The sequence below is a fragment of the Winogradskyella flava genome (genome assembly GCF_014243395.1).
GTDB classification, from domain to species: Bacteria; Bacteroidota; Bacteroidia; order Flavobacteriales; family Flavobacteriaceae; genus Winogradskyella; species Winogradskyella flava.
The window spans coordinates 481,612-495,862 of the sequence record NZ_JACLCP010000002.1; the positions used below are offsets into that span (position 1 = coordinate 481,612).

9 protein-coding genes are annotated in these 14,251 nt (G+C 35.3%); 5 read left to right on the forward strand and 4 right to left on the reverse strand.

The features are described from left to right. Positions 1-160: 160 nt before the first annotated feature. The gene (locus H7F21_RS09290) at positions 161-2,212 is read right to left on the reverse strand and encodes an HD family phosphohydrolase (protein WP_185788989.1); all 2,052 of its coding nucleotides are present in this window, start codon (positions 2,210-2,212) and stop codon (positions 161-163) included. 203 nt (positions 2,213-2,415) lie between these two features. Here H7F21_RS09290 and H7F21_RS09295 point away from each other — a divergent pair, with 203 nt between their 5' ends. Next, on the forward strand, positions 2,416-3,594 hold the full coding sequence (locus H7F21_RS09295; RefSeq protein ID WP_185788990.1) for an acetyl-CoA C-acyltransferase: 1,179 nt from the start codon (positions 2,416-2,418) through the stop codon (positions 3,592-3,594). A gap of 9 nt (positions 3,595-3,603) precedes the next feature. Further along, positions 3,604-4,353: a C40 family peptidase gene (locus H7F21_RS09300; protein WP_185788991.1), complete on the forward strand. Its 750-nt coding sequence runs from the start codon at positions 3,604-3,606 to the stop codon at positions 4,351-4,353. A gap of 50 nt (positions 4,354-4,403) precedes the next feature. On the opposite strand, the gene H7F21_RS09305 is transcribed toward H7F21_RS09300, so the two are convergent. Both H7F21_RS09305 and gyrA read right to left on the reverse strand, forming a co-directional pair. Next, a complete protein-coding gene (locus tag H7F21_RS09305) occupies positions 4,404-5,690 on the reverse strand; it encodes a tetratricopeptide repeat protein (protein ID WP_185788992.1) in 1,287 nt (428 codons plus the stop codon). A 27-nt stretch (positions 5,691-5,717) separates the two neighbouring features. Next, positions 5,718-8,255 (reverse strand): DNA gyrase subunit A, encoded by a 2,538-nt coding sequence (gene gyrA, locus H7F21_RS09310; RefSeq protein WP_185788993.1) that lies wholly within the window; start codon positions 8,253-8,255, stop codon positions 5,718-5,720. 263 nt (positions 8,256-8,518) lie between these two features. Between gyrA and H7F21_RS09315 the strand changes: the two genes are divergently transcribed. Further along, on the forward strand, positions 8,519-11,074 hold the full coding sequence (locus H7F21_RS09315; protein ID WP_185788994.1) for an ATP-dependent Clp protease ATP-binding subunit: 2,556 nt from the start codon (positions 8,519-8,521) through the stop codon (positions 11,072-11,074). A gap of 83 nt (positions 11,075-11,157) precedes the next feature. After that, positions 11,158-11,529 carry a hypothetical protein gene (locus H7F21_RS09320; protein WP_185788995.1) on the forward strand — a complete coding sequence of 124 codons (372 nt, stop codon included), beginning with the start codon at positions 11,158-11,160 and terminating at the stop codon, positions 11,527-11,529. Positions 11,530-11,544: 15 nt separating this feature from the next. Here H7F21_RS09320 and hutH read toward each other — a convergent pair whose 3' ends face one another. Then, positions 11,545-13,080 (reverse strand): histidine ammonia-lyase, encoded by a 1,536-nt coding sequence (gene hutH, locus H7F21_RS09325; protein ID WP_185788996.1) that lies wholly within the window; start codon positions 13,078-13,080, stop codon positions 11,545-11,547. A 128-nt stretch (positions 13,081-13,208) separates the two neighbouring features. Here hutH and H7F21_RS17400 point away from each other — a divergent pair, with 128 nt between their 5' ends. Then, positions 13,209-14,249 (forward strand): TlpA family protein disulfide reductase, encoded by a 1,041-nt coding sequence (locus H7F21_RS17400; RefSeq protein WP_246431451.1) that lies wholly within the window; start codon positions 13,209-13,211, stop codon positions 14,247-14,249. Positions 14,250-14,251: the final 2 nt, after the last annotated feature.

Here is a 14,251-nt window from a genome sequence, read left to right on the forward strand (position 1 = left end):
GAAAACTTATGCAGAAAGTTTACTTTCTTGAATAAGTTTTTAGCTTTAGGTTAAAATTAAAGCACCGCTTTAATTTGCAACAAATGCGATGTAATAGGGTTCTCAAAATCCTGTCATCACGACTAAAAGTCTTTATTTCAGAAAAAAAATGGAGACTGTTTTATTCGGGATATTCTATCCTAAGGTGATAGATGTTAGCCAACTTATGTTTTAGTACTTTTTTAATAGATTGTATTTCTTTAAACGTAATATCTGCATTTAAAAACTGACCACTTTCCATTTGCTTATCAATTATGTTTTCTACAAACGCATTAATTTTTGTGGTGGTTGGCTCTTTTAAACTCTTTGAAGCCGCCTCTACACTATCACACATCATTAAAATTGCAGTCTCCTTACTAAACGGCTTAGGTCCAGGGTAAGAATAATCTTCAATTTCTATGTTTTCATTTTCGGCCTTATCTTTCATATAAAAGTAATACACCAAACTTGTACCATGATGCGTCCTTATAAAATCAATAACTCGATCTGGAAGATTATACTTTTTTGCAATTTCAATACCATTAAGCACATGATCTATAATAACTTTTGCACTTTCTCTGTTAGATAATTCGTTATGAGGATTTATACCTGTACTTTGGTTTTCTGTGAAGTAGGTTGGATTCTTCATCTTACCAATATCATGGTATAAAGCACCTACCCTAACCAGCATTGCATTTGCTCCTATCTCATTCGCTGAGGCTTCTGCTAAATTAGCGACGTTCAATGAATGATGAAATGTTCCCGGCGCTTTGTTGGATAACTCCTTGAGAAGTTTGGTGTTAGTATCAGAAAGCTCAAGTAGTGACACATCAGAAACCAATCCAAAAATCTTTTCATAGATATAAATCAATGGCTGAACGAATAGCGTTGCCAAACCACACAAAATAAAGAGCCCAAAAGTTTCCCATTTAAGACTAGTTATTTGTCCTTCTTGAATTACGAAAAATGCAAAATATGCAATGATATAAATCAAGGTAATTTGACCAACGGAAATGAAAAGATTTGCACGTTTATATAATTCTGAAACCGTTAAGATGGTAACAATACCTGCTATGATCTGCAGAAACATGTACTCGTAGCTATTTGGCACTATAAAACCCAAAAGCAATACAGTTAACACATGCGCAAATAATCCTAACCTAGCATCAAAAAAGGCTTTCAGAACCAATGGTAAAATACATAGAGGGACCACATATACATATTGTGAATTATAATTAATTATTAAAGTGGTCAATACAATCATCAATACTATATTGAAGAAGATAAAGGTTACCTTAGTATTATTTAGAAACACTTCAATGCGATATTTCCTTAAAAACAATAATAACATCAAAAGAGCTAAAGCAACAAGTAATGTATATGCCACAAGGACCCAATTGTAATTGGCAGTATTCCAAACTTGAGATTCATACTCGGACTTTAAAGAATTTAGAATACTGTATTCCTCATCTTCTACAACCTGCCCTTTAGAAATGATAAGTTGGTCCTTATCAATGCTGCCACGAGTTTGTGAAATTTGAGACAGTTCCTCTTCTAATGCTTTTTGCGTAAAGCTTTCATTTAAGGAAATGTTAGGCTTGATAATATCGAAGAAAAGAGATATCATTTTAGTCCGGTTACTTGAAGAAATTCTAGTACTAAAGTAATTCTCACAATATGTTCTTAAATCACTAATCTCAACCAAATCGCCATATTCAAGTTGCTTTTCAACTGTATTGGAAGCTTCTAGGACAACAGATTGATTATCAGGATAGTTATAGTCCACATCCAAAATTCCATTCTTATAAAGCTCATCAATTAAGGCTTTTCCTCGTTTATAAAAGTTGGAATTAACAGTGCTAAGATCTAAGGTATCCTTGAATGTTTCATTAAATCTTTTTAAGTAATCAGATTGAACCTTGTTTTTCACATCGGCATCCACATGAAAATACACTAAGGCATTATTCTGTATCTCGAATTGTTCTTTTTCAATTTCGGATTTAGATTTTTTTATAGCAAAGTTGAAAGGCGCATATAGATTCTCTGACTGCCATGGTTTTCCTTTTTCAAAAGAATATCGAAACTTTCCAGTTTTCGGAAATAAATAGACAATAAAAAGTGTAGTTACCAAGAACAAAAGTACCTTATATACAAGCGCATGATTTTTATACCATTTGTTCAGAAGTTCTTTCATCTATTGCTAATTTATTTACTTATTTGGTAGGATGGATTTTGCCATTTATGATAATTATTATCGTCACCATAACCATTATGCTCATTTCATACGAAATCAAATGTAACAAATATTAGAATTTTAGAAAGCTATAATCCACAATACATTCCTAAATATCTCAAAAATTGATTAATTTCGCAGCAATAAATTTAAAGATCAACATAATGAACAAGGACGTTGTAATTGTATCTGCTGTCAGAACACCTATTGGAAGTTTTTTGGGAAGCTTATCTAGCGTACCTGCTCCAAAGTTAGGCGCAGCAGCCATAAAAGGAGCACTCGATAAAATAAGTTTAGATCCCACTTTAGTTGAAGAAGTCTTAATGGGTAACGTTGTTCAAGCTGGAACAGGTCAGGCTCCTGCAAGACAAGCGGCAATTTATGCTGGTATTCCAGATACAGTTCCTTGTACTACAATAAATAAAGTTTGTGCTTCTGGAATGAAAGCTATTATGCAAGCAACTCAAGCAATTCAACTTGGTGATGCAGAAATTGTTGTTGCAGGTGGAATGGAAAATATGAGCGCAATTCCTCACTACTATCATGCCAGAAGTGCTACAAAATTTGGACCAGCTACGCTCGAGGACGGCATGCAAAAGGATGGACTGGTAGATGCCTATGATAAAAATGCCATGGGTGTTTGTGCAGATGCCTGTGCCGTTGAATATGGGTTTAGTAGAGAAGAACAAGATGCCTACGCCGTACAATCCTATGAACGTTCAAAAGCGGCTTGGGATGCTGGAAAGTTTAGTGATGAGGTTATTTCCGTTGAAGTACCTCAGCGTCGAGGAGATGCTATTGTTGTTAATAGAGATGAAGAATATACAAATGTAAAGATGGAAAAAATCCCAGCTTTACGACCTGCTTTTACGAAAGATGGGACCGTGACGGCAGCCAATGCGTCTACAATCAATGATGGCGCAGCAGCAATGGTTTTAATGAGCAAAGAAAAAGCAAATGAATTAGGATTAAAACCATTAGCTACAATAAAAAGTTATGCTGATGCTGCTCAAGAGCCAAAGTGGTTTACCACAGCACCTGCAAAAGCATTACCAAAAGCTCTTGAAAAAGCTGGCATAGCGTTGAATGATGTTGACTATTTTGAATTTAATGAGGCCTTTTCTGTTGTTGGTTTAGCAAATATGAAAATACTTGGTTTATCGGATGAAAACGTAAATGTAAATGGAGGTGCCGTTTCTCTTGGCCATCCACTAGGTTGCTCTGGTGCTAGAATTTTAGTGACTCTAATCAATGTACTTCATCAAAATAATGGAAAAACTGGTGCAGCAGCCATTTGTAATGGTGGTGGTGGTGCATCAGCCATGATATTAGAGCGCGCTTAATAATTTTATATGCAATACGGCATTTGCAACCTTGGGATTGTACCTATACGCTTAGAACCTAGCGATACCAGTGAAATGGTTACGCAATCACTTTATGGTGACTTCTTCAAAGTATTGGAACAACGGAAAAAGTGGAGTCGTATTCGTTTTGCCTATGATAAATATGAAGGCTGGATAGATAATAAACAGTATCTAGAAATTGAAGAAGATAGTTATAAACTGTTATTAAAAGCGGATATACATTTATCCAAAGATTTAATCGAATATGTTAGTGATGCTGAAGGTAATCTTTATCCTATTCCTTTGGGATCTGATTTAAATGGTCTGCAATTATTAAATCATGACTTTGATGGTAATCGTTTAGTTTCCAAAAGCCTCAAATCAAACATTCTTAAAACATCATTTTTGTACTTGAATGCTCCTTATTTATGGGGAGGAAAAACGCCTTTCGGTATTGACTGTTCTGGTTTTACACAAATGGTCTATAAACTCAATGGTCATAAATTGCTCAGAGATGCTTCTGAGCAAGCCACCCAAGGCGAGGCTCTAAGTTTTATTGAGGAAAGTGAACCAGGTGATTTAGCTTTTTTTGATAATACAGAAGGGCACATAGTTCATGTGGGTATTATTATGGAGGATAATTACATCATCCATGCTCATGGCAAGGTACGAATTGATAGATTAGACCATAGTGGTATTTATAATATTGAAAAAAATATACATACCCATAAATTAAGAGTTATAAAAAAGATTATATAAAAAAAGCGACTCCGTCAGAAGTCGCTTTTCTATTTCTTTTTAAGCGTAGTTTAGTTACCTCCAGAAGCAGAAGTCATCCCCTCTACTTTCGCTTTCATTTCTTTATATTTATCAGTCTCACCTAAAACACTATAAATATTCATTAGTGTTTTGGCCGCATCAATATTAGAAGCTTTTAAATCGAGTGCTTTTTCCAAGAACGGAATAGCATCTCTATATAGTTGACTTCTTTGTTCTTTTAATTCATCATAACGTCTATTATCTGCCGAACTAGTACCTAAACCATTCATCTCCTCAACGATAGATGCCTCACCTTGAAGAATTACTACAGCAATATTGTTATAAGCATCTACATAATTTGGATCAATTGCAATTGCTTTTTGATAATATTCTTTAGACTGATCGATATTTCCACCTTCAGCAGCCAATACGCCTAAATTATATTGTAACTCTGCATTATTTGGGTCCTTCGCTGTTGCCTCTTCCATAAGCATCTTAAACTTATCTTTATTGCCCATTTTTAAATGCACATTGGCTTCAGATAAAAGTAAACCCAAATCATCAGGGTTTTCTTGCCTCGCGTCTGCCATTGCCGCAAGTGCTTTTTCATCTTCACCTTGAGACACGTAAATTAATGCTATATTTTTTACAATCTCTGCCCTTTTGGATTCACTTTTTTCATCTTTAGGATCACTGTGGGACCCTGCCTTTACGTATAAATTACGGGTATTCTTATCAGCAAACGTTTCTTCTTCTCCTGTCTCTTTATTAGTTGCATAATAGTTCATTTGTACGCCACTATACCCCATGTTTTTAAGCTGATTGTAATATTCAAGTGATGTTTCGTAGTCTTGAGCATTAACTGCTGAAGAGGCAGCATAATACAAGTACAACGTGTCTTTAGGAGACATTTTATAAATTTTATCAAATCGTACAGCTGCTGTTTTGTAATCTTTATTTGTTATTGCTTGATTTGCTTTTTCCAAAAAAGATTTAAACATGCCATCCTTCATTGTATTGGCTTCAGCCGTATATTTCAGCTTTCCTATTGAAGATTCCAAATCTTTTAGCTTGTCCAATGTTGTGATTGCTTCATCAACGTTAGCGTCAGTTCCTGCACCATTAGCATATAATGCCTGAGCTTTAAGGAAATAAAACTTGGCTTTTGTTTTATCATCCATATTTCCCATTAACGCTTCAGCCGCAGTAACAGCAGATTTAGCATCAGAGAAATTTGAGTTTTTAAGTGCCTTCTCAATTGCCTTTACTTCATTCTTTTGAGCAAAAGACATAGTTGCCACAGTAAAGACAAGCACTAATGTCATTAATTTTTTCATCTTGTTATTAGTAATTTGTTGTTAATTTTAGTTTTCAGTATCGTTATTATCAATAGCCGTGCCATCTTCATTAAGATTCTCATTTTCAGATATTTCAGAATCAATTTCTTCAGAATCATCTTCATCATCTTTCATCACTTTTGCCACAGCCGCAATGGAATCATTCCCTTTTAGGTTTATCAATTTCACTCCTTGAGTTGCTCTACCCATTACGCGTAAATCTGCTACTTCCATACGAATGGCAATTCCAGATTTATTAATAATCATAAGATCGTCCTCGTCCGTAACATTCTTAATTGACACTAAGTTACCTGTTTTTTCTGTAATAGAAATGGTTTTTACTCCTTTTCCCCCTCTATTGGTAATTCTGTAATCTTCTAAACTCGAACGTTTTCCGTACCCATTTTCAGAAACAACTAAGATGTTACTCTCCATATCGTCCACAGCAATCATACCAATGACTTCGTCTGTTTTTTCATTCTGAAGTCTAATACCTCTAACACCGGAAGCATTTCTGCCCATTGGTCTTGTTTTAGCTTCTTCAAATCGGATAGCCTTACCAGATTTAAGCGCCAACATTACTTGACTTTCACCTGTAGTTAACTTAGCCTCTAACAGCGTATCATCTTCTCTAATGGTAATTGCATTAATACCATTAGTTCTTGGACGAGAATATTGCTCTAGAGATGTTTTCTTAACCTGACCTTTTTTGGTCGCCATTATAACGTAGTGGCTATTTATATAGTCTTCGTCTTTCAAGTCTTGTGTACAAATAAATGCCATTACTTTATCATCCTGTTCGATATTGATAAGGTTTTGTATTGCTCTTCCTTTGGATGTTTTAGCGCCTTCAGGAATTTCATAGACGCGCATCCAGAAACATTTTCCTTTTTGAGTAAAGAATAACATGTACTGGTGGTTAGTACCTACAAATAAATGCTCTAAGAAATCCTCATTTCGTGTTGTAGATGCTTTTTGACCAACTCCTCCTCTATTTTGTGTTTTATATTCTGTAAGCGATGTTCTCTTAATATAGCCTGCATGAGAAATTGTAATAACTACTTTCTCATCTGGAATCATATCCTCGATACTCAAATCACCTCCAGCATATTCTATGACGGATCGTCTTTCATCTCCATATTTATCTCTAACAACTTCCAATTCGCCTTTAATAATATCCATACGACGCTCTTTCTTGTCTAGGATATCTTTAAGATCTTCAATTGTTTTCATTAATTCGTCATACTCCGCGCGAAGTTTATCCTGCTCTAAACCTGTTAATTGGCGCAGACGCATTTCTACAATAGCTTTAGCCTGAATCTCCGATAACTTAAAACGCTCCGTCAATTTAGCTCTTGCCTCATCTGCATTTGCAGACGCTCTAATAAGCGCTATAACTTCATCAATATTATCTGAAGCTATGATTAACCCTTCTAAAATATGAGCGCGCTCTTCAGCTTTACGTAATTCGTATTTTGTACGTCTTACAACTACTTCATGCCTGTGCTCAACGAAATAATGAATTAGGTCTTTTAAATTCAATAATTGAGGGCGTCCATTGACAAGTGCAATATTATTTACACTGAAAGACGATTGCAACGCCGTGTACTTATATAATTTATTTAAGACAATATTTGGAATAGCATCTCTCTTCAAGACATATACGATACGCATTCCGTTTCTATCAGACTCATCCCGAATCGTAGAAATACCCTCAAGTTTTTTATCATTCACCAAGTCGGCAGTCTTCTTGATCATATCTGCCTTATTCACTTGGTAAGGGATTTCATTTACAATAATGCACTCACGACCATTGACTTCTTCAATATTGGCCTTACCACGCATTACAATTCGACCACGACCTGTATGAAAGGCTTCTTTTACACCATCATATCCATAAATGGTTCCTCCCGTTGGAAAATCAGGAGCCTTGACGTGCTGCATCAGCTCATCGATCTCAATATCAGTATTGTCTATGTAAGCGATAGTACCATTAACAACCTCTGTTAGGTTGTGAGGTGGCATATTAGTAGCCATACCAACCGCTATACCCGAAGCACCATTCACCAATAAACCAGGGATACGTGTCGGCAATACAGTTGGTTCTTCTAGAGTATCATCAAAATTAAGTTTATGATCTACAGTCTCTTTGTCAATATCTGCCAACATGTCTTCAGATATCTTACGCATACGTGCTTCTGTGTAACGCATTGCTGCAGGACTATCTCCATCTACAGATCCAAAGTTCCCTTGACCATCAATTAACATATAACGCAAGCTCCATTCTTGTGCCATACGTACCATTGTATCATAAACTGATGTATCACCATGTGGGTGATACTTACCCAAAACCTCACCAACAATTCTTGCGGATTTTTTATGCGCTGTATTTGCTCTTACACCAAGCTCATGCATACCGTAAAGTACACGTCTATGAACTGGCTTTAATCCATCTCTTACATCTGGTAACGCACGTGACACAATGACCGACATTGAGTAGTCAATGTAAGCCGATTTCATTTCATCTTCAATGTTAATTGGAATGAGTTTTTCTCCTTCTGCCATATATAAAATTAATTAGGTTTTTTTGTAGGTTTTCAAAACGTGCTAATATAAGCAATTCAGCAGTGTTTAAAGAGAATCTGAATGTCATTTTTAGGAGTTTTTATTAACAATTTTTGATATCTTTTTGGTTAATAACTAACCTAGAATTTACTTTGATTTAAAATGCTTTTTTAGTCTATTCGTTCATACTTATTATTTAAGGTATAATTTTTGCCTTATAGATAATATGTTTTTATTATTTTTAATGCAGAAAGGAATTTACTATGGACGATAATTTTTCCCCAAGAGTTAAAGATGTCATTGCATATAGCAAAGAAGAGGCCCTGCGGTTAGGTCACGATTTTATAGGCACTGAACACTTAATGCTTGGACTATTAAGAGATGGCAATGGCAAAGCTATTGATATTTTGAGCGCTTTAGATGTAGACCTTAATCACTTGAGAAGAAAGGTTGAAATCTTAAGCCCGGCAAACCCTAACATTACAACTACATCGAACGAAAAGAAAAACTTGCATTTGACGAGGCAAGCAGAGCGTGCTTTAAAAACTACTTTTTTAGAAGCTAAGTTATTTCAAAGCACTTCGATAAATACAGCACATTTATTATTGTGCATATTAAGAAACGAAAATGATCCAACCACCAAGCTTTTAAATAAGCTTAAGGTTGACTATGATAACGTAAAAGAAGAATTTAAATCTATGATTACTAGCGAAGATGATTACCTAGACACTCCGAAAGCAGAATCATTCTCTGATGATGATATGAATGAAGCAGAAGATGATGCAAAACAAAATCCATTTGGAGGAAGCCAGTCTAGCAAAACAAATAAGAAATCCAAAACACCTGTTTTAGACAATTTTGGAAGAGACTTAACCGTACTTGCTGAAGAAGGAAAATTAGATCCCGTAGTAGGCCGCGAAAAGGAGATACAACGTGTATCCCAAATTTTAAGTAGAAGAAAGAAAAATAATCCCTTACTAATCGGAGAGCCAGGTGTTGGTAAATCTGCTATTGCGGAAGGGTTGGCGCTTAGAATCGTAAAGCGTAAAGTATCTCGTACCCTATTTAATAAGCGCGTGGTCACCTTAGATTTAGCCAGTTTAGTAGCCGGAACTAAATATAGGGGGCAGTTCGAAGAGCGTATGAAAGCTGTAATGAACGAGCTAGAAAAGAATGATGATATTATTTTATTTATAGACGAGATCCATACCATAGTAGGTGCTGGTGGCGCTACAGGAAGTTTAGATGCTTCGAATATGTTTAAGCCTGCTCTAGCAAGAGGAGAAATACAGTGTATTGGTGCTACGACACTAGACGAGTATAGACAATACATTGAAAAAGATGGTGCTTTAGAACGTCGTTTCCAAAAAGTCATTGTAGAACCTACATCAGTTGAAGAGACTGTTGAAATTCTCAATAATATTAAATCTAAATACGAAGAGCATCATAATGTCAATTATACAGACGAGGCTATCGAAGCTTGTGTAAAGCTAACTAATCGCTATATGACGGAACGTTTCTTGCCAGATAAAGCCATTGATGCTTTAGATGAAGCTGGTTCTCGTGTACACATTACCAATATTGATGTTCCTGAGCAAATCCTTGAATTGGAGAAACAACTTGAAGAAGTTAAGGAAACCAAAAATAGTGTTGTTAAGAAACAGAAATATGAAGAAGCTGCAAAGCTGAGGGATGATGAAAAGCGCTTGGAGAAAGAGTTGGCTTCTGCTCAAGAAAAATGGGAAGAAGAAACCAAGCAGCATCGTGAAGTAGTTACAGAGGACAATGTAGCCGATGTTGTTTCTATGATGACTGGTATTCCTGTTAATAAAATAGCCCAAACAGAGATTAATAAATTGTCTCAACTTCCAGACCTAATTAAAGGAAAAGTGATTGGTCAAGACCCAGCTGTCAATAAAGTTGTTAAAGCCATACAGCGAAATAGAGCTGGACTTAAAGATCCGAATAAGCCAATCGGTTCATTTATTTTCTTGGGACAGACTGGTGTTGGTAAAACACAACTCGCAAAAGTATTAGCTCGAGAGTTATTTGATAGTGATGATGCACTTGTTAGAATTGATATGAGTGAATACATGGAGAAGTTCGCCATATCACGATTGATAGGTGCTCCTCCTGGATATGTTGGTTACGAAGAGGGTGGGCAGTTGACTGAAAAGATTAGACGTAAACCATACGCAGTTGTCTTGTTAGACGAAATAGAAAAGGCACATCCAGATGTGTTTAATATGCTCTTACAAGTACTAGATGACGGCTATTTAACTGACAGTTTAGGTCGTAAAATTGATTTTAGAAACACTATCATCATTATGACTTCTAATATTGGTGCTAGAAAATTAAAGGACTTTGGTACTGGAGTTGGTTTTGGTACTTCTGCAAAAGAAGCTCAAGAATCTGATTATGCAAAAGGTATTATAGAAAATGCACTCAAAAAAGCATTTGCACCAGAATTCTTAAATAGAATAGATGATGTTATTGTCTTTAATGCTCTAGAAAAAGAAGATATTAATAAAATTATTGATATTGAACTAGTAAAGCTTATTGAAAGAATCAAGGGCATAGGTTATGAACTTAAACTTACAGATAAGGCCAAAGACTATATTGCAGAAAAAGGCTTTGATAAGCAATACGGTGCAAGACCTTTGAATAGAGCCATACAAAAATATGTAGAAGATGCTCTGGCTGAGGAAATCATTAATTCCAATGTACATGAAGGCGATACCATAACTATGGATTTAGACGCCAAAAATGATGTATTAAAAATTAAGATCAAAAACTCAAGTAAGACTACAGAATCTTAACGATGGAATAGGTAGTTCATCAAAAACTCCTTCTTTTTGAAGGAGTTTTTTTATACCTTCAAAGTATCTAAGCTCAATTATTCATGAAAGTATCCCTAACCTTCGACTTTTGTGATATGACGATTTATGATAATTATCTCGTCGTTGTTATAAAAGAAGGAGTCAATATTACGCCAGATCACAACAGTGTTCTTCTAGAAGTTACTGAAATGTATTTTTCAGACAAACCTTTTGTTTACATCACTCATCGACTAAATTCTTATTCTGTAGATCCAAAGATTTATTTCGAAACCGTTAAGATAGAGAACTTAAAAGGCTTTGCGGTTGTATCCAAAAACTATCAAGCTAAAATCAATGCGCAAATAGAGCAAATGTTTTTTACCAAGCCTTTCGAAATTTTCACAAAACTCGACGAAGCCATTGAATGGGCAGAAGATGTAATAAGCAAGAGCTAGACATATTCGATAAAATTAATGCTTCTCTACACCATAATTATTCAGAAATAATTCTTCAACCTCAATATCTACATCTTTCAAAAATTGAATAGAAGCCTCAATATCATTGTGAAGAACTTCATCCTCTTTAATAAATGGCACCACCTTTCTGTAATGCCCTAAGAAAGATTCTAATAAAGGTGATGTCTTTAATGGTCGTCTAAACTCTAAAGCTTGCGAAGCGTTCATGAGTTCGATGGCAATAACGCGCTCTACGTTAATTATCAAATTGTAAGCTTGTGTTGCGGCATTAGCTCCCATACTCACATGATCTTCCTGCCCATTACTTGAAACAATACTATCAATACTGGCAGGAGTTGCTAACTGTTTGTTAGCGCTCACTATACTTGCAGCAGTATATTGTGGAATCATAAAACCAGAATTCAATCCAGGATTATCCACTAAAAATGCAGGCAAACCTCTCAATCCAGATACGAGTTGAAATATACGACGTTCAGATATATTCCCTATTTCAGACATAGCTATTTTCAAATAATCAAGAGCCAAAGCCAGTGGTTGACCATGGAAATTTCCCCCAGAAATAATTAGATCTTCTTCGCTAAAGATATTTGGATTATCTGTCACAGAGTTTATTTCAGTTAAAATAACTTTCTCCACAAAATCCAATGTATCCTTAGTTGCACCATGCACTTGTGGGATACAACGAAACGAATAAGGATCTTGTACGTGTTCTTTTTCTCTCTGAATTAATTCACTACCTTCTAAAAGCTCATTAAAGCGTCTAGCTACCTTTCTTTGACCAGGATGAGGTCTTACATCATGCACTAAATCATGGAAAGGATCCAACCTGCCATCAAAAGCATCTAAGGAAATCGAAGCAATAATATCGGCCAGATAAGATGTCTTATGAGACATTAACAAAAGATAGACACCATAGGCACTCATGAATTGAGTACCATTTAATAATGCCAAACCTTCCTTGGCTTCAAGCTTTATAGGTTGCCAATCAAACTTTTCCAATAGCTCAGAAGCTTCATAGTCTTCACCATTATGTACTACCATTCCTTTTCCTAATAACGGCAAGGCTAGATGTGCTAATGGCGCCAAATCGCCAGAAGCTCCAAGCGAACCTTGTGTAAATACAAAAGGAAATATATCATTATTAAAGAATGCTATAAGTCGGTTTACAGTTTCCAATTGCACACCACTGTGACCGTAACTAAGCGATTGAATCTTAAGAAGTAACATTACTTTTACAATAGATTCTGGTACGCGATCCCCTGTACCACAGGCATGAGACATGACCAAATTTTCTTGTAGCTTGGTTAAATCCTTATTAGAAATCTTAACATTATAAAGCGAGCCAAAACCAGTGTTGATACCATAAATTGGTTTTTCATTATTGCTAAGTTTATCGTCCAAATAAATCTTACATGCCTTTATTTTTCTTATTGATTCATCTGAGAGCTTCAACTTTTTATTATTCTTAAAGATGTTGTATATCTTAACAATATCCAAAGCTTCAGAAGAAATGATATGATAGTTATCCATAGACCGTGAAGTTGTAATATCCAAAATTGAGAATATTTTTTGGTTTCACAACAAATTGTTAATAATTCCTCTCAGTTTGAAATCAATAAGGCAATGATTACATTTGAAGCCAATAAACTAATTTAGTTATGAAAAGATTAATTGTATTTTGCATCATTCTCGTTTTGATATCTTGCAAAAAGGGAGAGCCCAAAGATTATGCTACCCTTTCTGGGAAAATTGAAAATCCTCATGAAAGCAATACCCTGAAAATTTTTAAAGGTAGAGATTACGAAAAAATTATTAATCTAAATGATAACGGTACATTCAAGGATACTTTAAAAGTTGAAGAAGGTGATTATAATTTTCAGCACGGCAATCAATACGGTCAGATTTACCTAAAGAACGATAACGAATCCTCATTTACAACGGATCATGATAATTTCATAGAGACCATTGAGTTTGGTGGTGATGCCTCTGATATCAACAATTTCTCCATTCAGTCTTTCTTGCTTGGCAATAAACACTTCAATAAAGAACTTGTCATGAGTGGAAATCAAGACGATCTGAATAACGCCTTGAAAAATTACCGTTCGGATTATGAAGCATTGAAAACAAAATTTACTGAAGTAGATTCTATTCATTTAGCTTCAATGGACAGAAACATTACTATGACAGAACAGCAGATTAATAGAATGATGTCCTCAAAAATTGCATTACGTTCTACATTCCCTAAAGGAGCACCTTCTCCGAAGTTCAGCGACTATGAAAACTATGCTGGTGGTAATACCTCACTTGAGGATTTAAGAGGTAAATATGTGTATTTTGATATTTGGGCAACATGGTGTGGTCCTTGTAAAGTTGAAATCCCTTCGCTTAAAAAAATTGAGAAACAATTTGAGGGAAAGAATATTCAGTTTGTTAGTATTTCAGTTGATGAAGGAAGAGGTTATAAAGGAGATGCCGCAGCTGCATATCAAGGTTGGAAGAAAATGATTGCAGAAAAAGAGCTCGGTGGTATCCAATTAATGGCAGATAATGGTTTTAGATCAGATTTTATTCAAGCATATAAAATACAAGGTATCCCAAGGTTTATTTTAGTAGATCCTGAGGGGAATATTGTTGATGCAGACGCACCAAGACCATCGAACCCTGAGTTAATTGAATTACTAAATTCTCTAGATATATAAAG